Raw genomic sequence first — 11341 nt, 5'->3', positions numbered from 1 at the left:
TGGACTGTCCCACGAGAAACAATTAAAGGAGAAACTGTCGGAAAGTAAAAGATTGTCGTGGAAAAAGAGACGGACAGTCCCCCGATGACTTTATAAATTGTCAGGAGAAACTGTCGCGGTTTTCGCAATGACTGCCAACGGTTTGCAGCTTGCCGATGTTGCGGACTTAAAAGCACAAAACTGTCAAGCCGCAACAAAGATAATTAATAGCACACACCTTCAATTACCACTGCACCCGCAATATTCGGCAAGGTGCTGTTATGCCCAGTGGTTCTGTCTCCCGTTGCACTGTCCACCGTGCTTTCAGTATTTAGTCACCCGATTACCTGTCCACGAAGAAATGAATTTTTGTCTGTTGGCAATGAGCGGTCGCAAGATTTAATTTTTGCGAAGCAGGGGAATTGTTTTTTATTTCTTTTCTGTCCACCCGTGCGTTAGCTTTCTGGCATATCTTTTTGTTTGTGTTTGGGGCAGTGATTTACCGCCCGCAGGAACGAGGACGGATAAATGACTGCCTGTGTGTTGGAACAAAAAGTATGACAGAAAAAAGAGTAGAATTGCATTTATTCATTTTTTTCAATCCATTTAATATTGTAAACAATATCATATATCTCTGCTAATGTGAAATTACCGGACGAGCCATAATCTTCAATATTTTTTATTTTCCCATTGTCATAAGTAATTATCAAGGTTGTTGTTGTCTGGTCTGTACAACCAATTTCATATTTGCTATTAAAATCGCTGAAGTTTGAATAGTCAAGAAGCGATAAAATATTTTTAATTTCATTTTGTGTGAGTTGTCCAGTAAAATTTTTGGGAGTACTATCCCAATACATTTGTTTGGAACAAATGTTTTCAAATGTCTTTAAGTTAATTGAAATATTTATCCTTGGACAATTCCCCTCACATATTCCATCATTTTTGATTTCAATTTTTTCAATGTCGTAATGGCGTGGTGACTGAATATAATTTAGAAATAAATTATTCTTTATAGTTAATGTTTCGCAGGCAAGTTTTGTATAAGTAAAATGTTTTGTGTTAGGGTCATATCCCGTCTGTTCTTGACTATAAAGAAGAAGTAGTTTTTTATTGTCTATGGTTTTAACAATTGGATAAATAAACTGATACTTACAATGATATTTGGCACTTATTTTTTTGTAAGTTCCATTAAAAGAAAGAAGAGTCAGGATATTAGGTAAATCATTTCCTCTAAAAACTAAAAGGTCGGTTTCACCATTGTTATCAATGTCGGTCTTTGTCCAGTTACGAACTTTTAATGAATCTGAGATTTTTATTGTTTCATTGTAGTATTCATCAAAACCCTTAAAGTCGGGAAAAAATTGTTGCACAAAAGCAAATACATCTTTATCTGTTGTGAGAGAATCAATTTTGTTTGCTGAACATGATATAATCGTCAGCGATATTAACAAAAGTAAAAATGTAAATATTTTCAGTGCCATATTATTATTGCTAAATTTTATTTCCATATTATTTTTATGGTTTTTTTTGTTTATATGTGTTAGTAATCCTACCTAAATTTGCTTTCCCAGTATTATCAAATTTCAGCTTATCTAAACCAAGCATATTGATATCTGACTGGGTTACCTTTCTTTTTTCAGGACTTAAAGTATTAACACCCCTTCCTGTATTTGGGTCAACGGTAGAAGCCCCTTTTGCTGGGCTATATGTATAAGGTGCATCCACTAATGTACCTCTTGGATACATAATTCCTGGTTGCCCCTCTCCCCTCAAATCAAGGTCTTCTGGGTGATAACCTTCCGTCCCTGGTACTAAACCTAAACCATGTCCGTATTCATGTGCTTCTGTTGTTGTTCCTGCCCCTTGTATATTACTCAATAAAAAATATCCTGAATTACCAGCAAAATCATACGATGATATATTGCCTGCCGCTGTTTCTTCCACTCTTACAAAATTTTGTTTTATATCTGTATTCTTTGCCACTTCCGCAGGAGTAAGCCCCGGTTTATATTCTCCTGTAACAGAAAAAAGGACATTATATTCTGTACCACCTATGCTTACCTTTCCACCCGCAGCATTCCATTTGGTTTGAATATCATTTGCCGTTTGTGTTGCAAGAGCTAAACTTGCAGAACTTCCATAAAATGTAATGTTAGAAGTTATGGTAAGCGTTCTTGTTTGCTTATCAATAGTTACTTCTCCCGATTCTCCCGTAGGGTCATTGTAAAGTATCGGATTTCCATTCATGGCTGAATATGGACTGATACTTGCAGGACTTGTAGATGGATTAACATTAAGAGCAAAAGAGACAGGGTCAAAATAATATTTATTGTAGAGCGTATCTTCTGCGACAAACTTTTCAATCTTCTTTGTACTTGTGTTAAATATTGTTCGGAAATATTTTTCTTTTGGTTTCTTCTCGTGCATTTCTTCAAATATTCCGTGTGAGATTGTTACATAGGAGGTGTCATTATCAGGATAGTGTTTGTTCAAAATCATGTATGCTTCTTTCCTGATTTCGGCAATGATAATATTTTTCATATCCAGAGGCATTTCACGATAACCGAGCGTGTAAAGACGAGAAATTAGTTTCTGATACTGACTAAATTCTTTATCACCTTGCAATTGAGCAATAGTTTTCTTTTTCTGAATTATTCTTTCTTCCAACACTTCTGCTTTCAAAAGCATTGCGTTCAGGTTCAAAGAATCATGCTTTAATGTAAGCTCGGAACATTCTAAAAGAAAATTATCGGTTCTGATTTTAAATTTATGCTCGTAACTTTTTGCAAGCTGAACAAGACAGAGTGCAACCGATTGTTTCAGGTCAAGATTTCGCATGGAAATGTTATTGATTGTTCCCTCATCAGTTGTATAAGTAAGCGTTTCTAACTTTCCAAGTCCTGGAAATGCTTTTGCTGAAAGTTCAACATTATAAGATGTTCCGTTTAGGTCTTTATGTTTAATCCAAATATGACTTGGAGCAGTGCAAATTTTTACATCTGTGTTTAATCGTTCAGAAAAAATTTTAAATAGGGAGGCAAGGGCATAGCAATTTCCTGTTCTCTTATTGTTAAGCAAATTGAATACTTGGGAATTTGCCCAGTCAGTTGTACCTAACGGGTCTGTGCTCGCATATTCAAATGGAATATGTTTAACAATTAAATCGCTACTTTCGGGAATGTAAGTCGTGTCTGTAATGTATGTGTAAATAGCCCAATTCGCAAGAAGTTTTCTGTATTTTACCTTTTTTTGTTCAACCGTTTCTGTATACCATGGCTTAAAATTCTGCTCATTCTCTTTATTATTTGCATTCAGCAACTTTATTACTTTGTCCGTATGATAATTGATTGCGTTGATAAAATTTTTATACTCGCCCCTATTTTCCCAATAAGCATTTTCCGTGACAAAAACTGCTCTTTCATAGCTCAATGGATTTTTCCCCGAAAGCATACTTTCCAATTCATCTTTTGCGCTGATGAAAAAAGATTTTTGCATTGCTGTTGAATCTTTTGGAATGTCATTTCCTGCAAAAGCAGAAAATGAAACTGTTGAAAGGACGGTGTAGAGTAATTTTTTCATGATGTAAAAGTAGTTAAAGGTTATTAATGTTCGTTAAACAAATTCCGTTTTTGCTTTGTAGGAATGTTCTTGTCTTTTTGTTCCTGTCCTCTGAACTCACTGTCTTGCATAAGCTTTTCATACATATTATTGGGCATTGGCTCCCAACCCAATTTTTCCTGCATCGCTTCACACGCAAATAATCTGTCAACAAGTTCAGGAACGCCTTTAATTTTATAAATGGCAGTGTCTAATGTTTTCACATTATTTTTCCAAAGCAGTTCGTCTAACTTGTATGCGGTTGTTCTGGAATACAAGCCGATTGCCTGAATTAAATTTTTGTTCGGAAATTCTTTTAATGCTTCGTCTGCACACTTATTAATGTATTTTCCGTCATGGATTCCATTTTTGAATTTATATCCTGCCGCAAGCTGAACGATAGAAGAAGCAACTATTTGTTTTTTGTTAAGCGGACTTAAATAAATTCCGTTCCTCTTGGCTTCATCGCTCACATATAAATTTTCCTGATACCATTTATCCGTTGTAAATCTTCCTGTGGTTGGCTCATAGGAACGCACTTTCCCTTGACTATCTGTGTATTTTACAAAAGCGTGAATAGGTGCAAAGGATAAATAAACTTCCGCTCCGAGTGCTTCGCAAAAGGCAAGATAGGTATTTGTTAAACTATTGCATTGCCCTGTGCCCGTTGCCAGTATTTTTGTAAGAAAAAAATTTCTGTGGTCAAATTCTCCCTTGTAATCTTCAAAATCATAGGTAAACGGCTCATGTGTTCTTGTCTTTGGAGGTGATTTTCCATCAGGGTCGGGAATTGTTATCGTTAATTTTTCTCTCATGAATTTCTGTATTACCGTATGCTTATCTTCATTCTTGTTTAAGTCATATCCATTCTGTTGCGCATAAATTCCCATGAACTCCTTTGATTTTTTTATTTCTTCATCGTATTCTTTTTTGTTGAGATAAGAATTTCCAAAAGCATTTTCCACTTCAAACAAAGCGTCTTTGATGGATAATTTCTTTTTGGCTGCAAGCATGTCTTGCAGATTTTGCAAAGCAGCGTTGTATGTCTTCTCGCTATTCAAATATTCAGGCGATTGGTAGAAGTTGGAATTTCTACTGGCTCTTACTGTATGTGCTTCGTTCAGTAAATTCAAAATATTGTCTGATTGCCGCTTTTCTCTTTCTTCCTCTGTCAGTGGTTGCAAAGGATTTTTATTTTTATTGTTGGCGTTCGGGTCTTCAAACTTTGGCTCAGATGGATTTTTATTTGCCTTGTTAAAAATATAGTCAGCATTATTATTATTGGAAGGAGCACGATAATAAATAACCTGTCTTGCGCCAGTCACAGCAGGATTTTCTACCAGCCCGAATGGAGTGGGTGTTGGGGTGAAAATTTGTCCCTGTTGTTTCATAATATATTCCTCACCCCAATTTTTATAACGGTCGTAAAGATTTCCTCCAACCTGCTGTTGTTGCGGTTGCTGTGCGAAACAGTCCACCGTGAGAAACGCTGTCAGGATGCACGATGCTGTCCACGAAGCGGGAGCGATGGAAAATGTTTTGGCGGGTGTTTTTGTTTTGCGGGTGGAGTTTAGCTCTTTTGCAAGTTTCCCGAAGGGCGTGCATGTTTTTGCTGTATATTTTTTCACAGCAAAAACTGCACGACTTGCAAATGTGCTAAACGAAGCGAGGCACAAAAACCCTGACAAAAAATTGAGCGTAGGGATTGTCCTTTTGTTTTTTCTTTTTGCGGGTGGGGCAAAAATTAAATCTTTCTTGGGTCGGCTTGCGTGTCGCCCGTTTTTCTGTCTGCTGTTAATTGTTTGCATTGCTGTCCGTTATTAAAATGCCAAAGATAAATGATTCTACTGTCGTCTTTACCATTGGGCATAACGTTTTGCAGCTTGCTGATGTGGCGGATTAAATGCACACAACTGTCTGCCCGCACAAAGATAATAGAAAGCAGAAAACTTTCTTTACGAACTGAAACCGCCATAGCAGCAAGGTGCTGTTATGCCCTGTGCTGTTTGTCGTCCGTGTCGTGAAGTAATTGTCCGCTGTGATGTATTTTGTTTTTGTTGTGCGGTGGAGCATTTTTGAAAATTTCTTTTCCGGATTTGTCGGCAGGCAAGCTCTTTTGCATTTGCCCATTCAATTAAAAAAATAAAAAGTGGGCAAGTGCAAATGTGCTTGCCGTAGGTGGATTTATCGGAAGTGTCTGTCCGCTGTGCAGTAGGTTGTCTCCAATTTACAGGCGGGAGTTTCCTTTTTACAGGTCGGAGTTTCTACTTTGCAGGTGCTTGTCTCCACTTTACAGGTCGAAGTTTCCAACTGTCAGGTGAGAGTTTCCACTTTACAGGCGCATTTGTCCAAAGTGAAGTAGCGTTTTTCCAACTGTCAGGCGAGTGTTACCTAAATAAACCTGCTTACTTCCAAAGTAATGTAGGGCGTTTCCTGTATTTTATTTGCCGACTTTGGTAAATTTCAGTCCGCTTACCTGTTTATATTGAGGACTTGTCCCGCCAAAGACCGACTTTACATACTTTTTTACCTCTCCTGCGGTGTCAACCAGTCCAGTCCCTGTCGCATAGAGGATAGTATTTCTTGCGATTCGGGCATTGCTCAAAGGTGTCAAAGCGGTGATGACCGCTGTGTTTTTTGTTTTCATATCAGCCAACAAAGTTGTCAGGGAAGTAATTTTTAAATCGGTTTCATTTGGAGCGTAGCCCGTTTGTGAAGATAAAAGTTGAATGAGTTTGTCCATATTTTCTATGCGACTGTCAAAACTCATTTGTGAAGCGGAAATACTTTTTTGTGATTCATCTTCGGGCGTTGCGGGATTGTCAACAACTGTGGGTAATTTGTCGCTGGCTCTTTTTCCCTGAAGTTTTCGGGTGATTGTTTTTGCGTCTGCAATAACTTGTTTTGAAACATTGCTTGATGCAACCGCATTGTTTATGCGTGTAATTAATTTGTTGAGCGGAGAAAATACAATATCTCTCGCATTGATTGCATTGGTGGACGGTGGCAACAGGGTGTTGATTGTTGTGAGAGAATTTTTCGCACTTGTAAATTGCGTGTTCAAAGCAGGAAGTTTTATTGATGCCTTGTTCGGATTGTAACTTGTTCCGTATCCTGTGCAAAATGAAATGAGGTCTTCAAAGTTTGCTACATTTTTTGCGTGCCCTGTTTCTGATGTTGATGCCATGATGTAATTGAGTTTAAATTGTTGATGTTATTTTTTTCTTCCGTTTTTATTTTTGTTGATAATTTTTCCGACCTGATTAAAGTAATTGTCAATTTCAAGATTGTAGTGGCTCAGCAAACGGGCAAGCGAAATAACTTTCATGTTTTCTCCTCTTTCATACCGCCCATACAGAGCAGAGTCCATTCCAATATCGTTGGCGAATGTTTCTAAACTCGTATAGCCGATTTTCTGTCTTTGGATTCTTAATACTTCGCCCATTGCTTTCATTAATGTTTGTTCATTCTTGCTGAATTCCACTGCGCGAAATACGATAATATAAAAGAGATGTGTTAGGACTTTAGAGTAGAAAATGAAAAGGGGGTTGTATTTCGGTCATGGAATTTCAGTTGCTACCTCAATAAAGATACATTACCCGACATTTGTTCTATCTGATTGGAACAGGCATTAAAATAGGAGAGTATCCATGCATAAACTCCCGATTGGCATTCTTGTTCCTTGTATTTTCCATCCCATCCCTCTTTGGGATTTTTTGAATCAAATAATTTTATTCCCCATCTGCTAAAAATCTGTAATCTATATTCCGAAGGTGTTCCGCCATAAATTTTGAAGTCATCATTCTCTCCATCTTTATTCGGAGAAAAAGCATTAGGAAGCCATATTTCCGAAGGGATTCCATTAATCGAAATATATCCAGTATCTGGACAATTGCCCTGATAATCATTTATGACATATAAAGAAGTAGTAAAAGAAGGAATGACCGAAATGGAAGAAGTGCTTTCTCCAGTTGACCACAGAACATTTCCGACAGGATTATTCAAGGAGATAGTTGCAGGCGTTCCGTTACAAAAAACATTTCCTGAAGTACTTATTATCGGTTCTGTTTTAGGATAAATCGTGATGGTGATATACAGCGTATCTGCACAATTAGTTCCTGCGTCATTTATCAAAGTATAAGTTGTGGTTACATCTGGGCTAACCCAAATTGTTTGTGTTGTATCCCCCGTGCTCCAAATAAAAGTGCCTTTTGGATTGATAAGAAGAATCGAAAAAGTAGTATCGCCCGGACACCATGTTCCACCAGGATGAATGTCAATAAATGACATAAGGTCTATAACAGTAATGGTGGCATAGAGGGTGTCGTTTGCTCCGCCAAAATCATCAATGGCATAGTAAGTAGTAGTGATTGTGGGATTCACCATTATAGAAAGACCAAAAGAACCTGTGCTCCAGTAAACCGTCCCTGTAGAATTTTGAATTGTTATGGTGACTGAATCGTTAGGACAAACAGTATCATTTGGAGATACTGTCAATTGTGCTGTTTGCGAATATGAATCAGATATTGCTATTAAGCAAGAAAGGATAAAAAGAATTGGCTTAAAGATTATTCTTTTCATTTCACATACATTTTATATCCATCCTCTTTGTTCATTATTAAAACTTGATGAAATAAATAAGCAACCCCACCGCTATTAAAACTATTCCTGTAATTCTTTTTTCATGTTCTTCTAAAAATCGTGAACGAAGATTTTTTACCCCGTGCAATCCAAGGTAAACTAATATCATCATAGCACCTACGGTTACAAATGTGTAAACAGCAGATACAATCCATATTCCTGCCCATCCGATTGTGCTTGCCTGAAAATAATACGCTTCAATTTCTACACAAGGTGTGAGAAACATTCCCAAACTTAATGTTGAAAGAACTGCCCATTTTGTTTTATGATTTGTTTTCGGTTTAACAGATTTTTCGTGGGGATGAGTATGGTCGTGATGGTGATGGTGTCCGTGTTCGTGCGAATGGTCGTGGTCGTCATGTGTTTTGTCAAGTTTGAAGTGAGTGTGTCCGTGTTTTGCACCTCGTAAATCAAGAATGATATAAATAATTCCCAACATCACCAAAATTGCAGGGGCTACAATGCCTGATATGATTCCGTATGAGGAAGAAAGTTTGTAGCCGATGACACCAACGATAATTCCAATGAGCACGGTACTGAGCGTATGTGCAAATCCTGTAATTACAGTTCCCCACATTGTTGCGGAGCGTGTCCATTTTTCTGACTTGCCGATAGCAATCAGCGGAAGCCAATGATTTGGAATTGAAGCATGGATAACACTCAGTAATAAACTTGCTAAAAATATCTGTAACATGTGAAGGTTGGTTTTTAGTTTTGTTGGTTAATTTTTGCGTGTTTTTTCATCCTGCTTTTGAAAAGATAAAACAAAGATATTAAAAGAAAAATTCCTCCCAACACTGCAACCAAAGATGAGCCAGCAGGGAAATCATACGTGAATGAAACATACAATCCGAAAAATGCTCCCAGTACGCTGATTGTTCCTGCAATCATTATAACGCTCCTGTTTTTTTTCGACAGCATTATTGCTCCGACAGCGGGAATAATGAGAAAAGAAAAAACAGGAATTACTCCGCTTACCCGCACGGCAAAAACAATTGCCAGTCCAATGGAGAGGTAAAAAATAAAATTCCATAAACTGAACAATCCTTTTTTTCTGAAAGTTGCAGAGGCAATGGTTGGGTCTTCCGCTACAAAACTTTCGGTAAGTAGAAAAAACTTTTTATGAAAGATGAGGTGGAGCAATGCTATTGCACCAAAAATGAATCCGATGATTTTTATTTGTTCCCAATCAACAGCGAGAATATTTCCGAACAAAACTTCCTGAATGTCAGAATCACCGTGAGGAGTTTTTGAAATGAGCATTACGGTTACGGCTGATGCAATTGCATAAATTATTCCGATAATGGCTTCCAGTTTCAGGCGTTTGTCGCGGATATTGATGAGTGACATGAGCAATGCGCCTGTGAGAGCAAACAAAATCGGAATGATGGTTTTTCCGTAGCCGACATAATCGGAAAATGCAACACCGAGCGAGGAAATCTGCCCAAGCGCGAGGTCAACGAAAACAATTCCGCGACCAACCACATGCACTCCAAGATAGGAAAGCACTATACTTATGATGATGCTGACAACGAATGCCTGCACCATGAAATCTAATTGAAACATATCTATCATAATAATGGAGTTTAAAATTTATTTTAATGTCTCGGTTAAAAGTTTGACGTTGTAATCAAATAAATCATAATAAGTTTTTATCGAATCGAACGCGCCAACAGAAGTAGCGAGCACAAGTGTTTTCGCTCCTGTTTGTTTAGATACTATATCTGATGATGATGAAGTAAAATAGGGGGAAGTGATAATCACTTTAATACTGTTTTCTTTTATTTCTTTAATGATTTTTACAAGTTGCGAAGGTGTTGGAGGGATTCCAACTTTGGGCTCAAGGAAATCAAGAATCTGCAAGCCGAAACGATTTTCAAAGTAGCACCACTCATTATGATAGGCAATTATTTTAGTTCCTTTGAAAGCTGCCATTGCTGAACTCCACGATTTGAGCTTCAAATCAATTTGTTCATTAAAGGTTTTGAGATTTGCCTCGAAGAAGTTTTTATTTTCAGGAGAAATCCTTTCGAGACCGTTGCAAATGTTCCGCGCGATAACTTTTCCGTTCAACGGGTCGAGCCAGTAGTGAGGGTTTCCATAAATGTGAATGTCACCTTCGGCACGATTTATTGAAGAAGGAATTTGCATGAGTGCTACTCCGATTGATGCGTCCACATAACCGTCAGTTCCTTTCTGGATTTTTAGATTTTTAGAACTTGTGAGCAATGGAATTGACCATGAGTTTTCCAAATCGAGTCCGAGTGTAACGTATAAATCAGCATTGGCAAGTTTGATGATGTAACTCGGCTTTGGGTCAACGAAATGGGGATTCTGGTAGCCCGTTGCAATAGCGAACACATCCACTTTGTTTCCGCCAATGATTTCAGCAATGCTATGCGTATCCTGAGTGGTGGTGACAACGCGAATTGTTCCTGCGTTGGAAAAATTAACTATTCCAATCAGGGTGCCGAGTATGATTATTGTTTTTGTTTTCATAGTATTTTCTTTTTGATTTGTGAATAAAACTTTTTTAATACTTGTGCGCTCCGTGAGAACCGATGATAAAAATCCATCGGAAAAACCCCTGCGCGAAATTTTTCTCGTTGTTATTTTCTACGCGTGCTTCATTCATCGTTGTATATTTTGCTCCTACCTCTATTTTTTGAAATTCGGTTGCGTACCAGCCAAGCGTAAGCGAACCTGATTGCTGAATAAACGCATTTGAGTATGGTGTGTTTGAATAATCAAAACGTCCAACAAGAAAATAACGTCTTGATAACTGCACATTCAGCATTGAATAAAACCCGAGCGCATTCACTGCGTTGCTGTCAAGTTGCGCATGGCTGTAATAAAATTCATTCTGAAATACAACCGACTTGTAGGTGTTGTACCGAACAGGTTTCCATTTATAAGTGAGGTCAACTGCACCTATGTTGGTGATTTTGCCTGTAAGATTTTCTCCATTTATTCCTGTAAGCCCTAATTCCATAGTAGTGTTTGCGTTTAAGTCCCAGAAATTTTTCAGATGCGCGAGGTAAAGAAAATTGTTTTTCCTGCTTCGCTGGAAACTCGGACTCTCAGCAACATTTGTTGCTTCGACAGTGAGTTCCTGAAAAAATTT

Annotated in this window: 11 protein-coding genes; all 11 read right to left on the bottom strand. The window is 37.8% G+C overall.

Annotated elements, in window-relative coordinates:
• Positions 1-563: 563 nt before the first annotated feature.
• Positions 564-1487, bottom strand: a complete 924-nt coding sequence (locus HY841_12010) for a hypothetical protein (protein MBI4931483.1) — start codon at positions 1485-1487, stop codon at positions 564-566.
• Positions 1488-1494: 7 nt separating this feature from the next.
• Positions 1495-2169: a peptidase M10 gene (locus tag HY841_12005; protein MBI4931482.1), complete on the bottom strand. Its 675-nt coding sequence runs from the start codon at positions 2167-2169 to the stop codon at positions 1495-1497.
• A 1412-nt stretch (positions 2170-3581) separates the two neighbouring features.
• Positions 3582-5204 (bottom strand): hypothetical protein, encoded by a 1623-nt coding sequence (locus tag HY841_12000; protein ID MBI4931481.1) that lies wholly within the window; start codon positions 5202-5204, stop codon positions 3582-3584.
• Between the two features lie 116 nt (positions 5205-5320).
• Positions 5321-5551 (bottom strand): hypothetical protein, encoded by a 231-nt coding sequence (locus HY841_11995; protein ID MBI4931480.1) that lies wholly within the window; start codon positions 5549-5551, stop codon positions 5321-5323.
• A gap of 465 nt (positions 5552-6016) precedes the next feature.
• The gene (locus tag HY841_11990) at positions 6017-6763 is read right to left on the bottom strand and encodes a hypothetical protein (protein ID MBI4931479.1); all 747 of its coding nucleotides are present in this window, start codon (positions 6761-6763) and stop codon (positions 6017-6019) included.
• 27 nt (positions 6764-6790) lie between these two features.
• Positions 6791-7021, bottom strand: a complete 231-nt coding sequence (locus HY841_11985; protein MBI4931478.1) for a helix-turn-helix domain-containing protein — start codon at positions 7019-7021, stop codon at positions 6791-6793.
• Between the two features lie 131 nt (positions 7022-7152).
• Entirely contained in the window at positions 7153-8157 is a 1005-nt protein-coding gene (locus tag HY841_11980; GenBank protein MBI4931477.1) for a gliding motility-associated C-terminal domain-containing protein, read from the bottom strand.
• A gap of 37 nt (positions 8158-8194) precedes the next feature.
• Positions 8195-8911: a hypothetical protein gene (locus HY841_11975; GenBank protein MBI4931476.1), complete on the bottom strand. Its 717-nt coding sequence runs from the start codon at positions 8909-8911 to the stop codon at positions 8195-8197.
• Positions 8912-8925: 14 nt separating this feature from the next.
• The gene (locus HY841_11970) at positions 8926-9792 is read right to left on the bottom strand and encodes a metal ABC transporter permease (protein ID MBI4931475.1); all 867 of its coding nucleotides are present in this window, start codon (positions 9790-9792) and stop codon (positions 8926-8928) included.
• Between the two features lie 18 nt (positions 9793-9810).
• Complete coding sequence (locus HY841_11965; protein ID MBI4931474.1) at positions 9811-10716, bottom strand: zinc ABC transporter substrate-binding protein; 906 nt, start codon at positions 10714-10716, stop codon at positions 9811-9813.
• A 34-nt stretch (positions 10717-10750) separates the two neighbouring features.
• On the bottom strand, positions 10751-11341 hold a 591-nt coding region (locus HY841_11960), incomplete at its 5' end, for a hypothetical protein (GenBank protein MBI4931473.1).

This window comes from Bacteroidota bacterium (assembly GCA_016213405.1).
Classification (GTDB): domain Bacteria; phylum Bacteroidota; class Bacteroidia; order Palsa-948; family Palsa-948; genus Palsa-948.
Note: the sequence above shows the minus strand (reverse complement) of the source record. Positions and strands in the feature narration are given on the sequence as shown.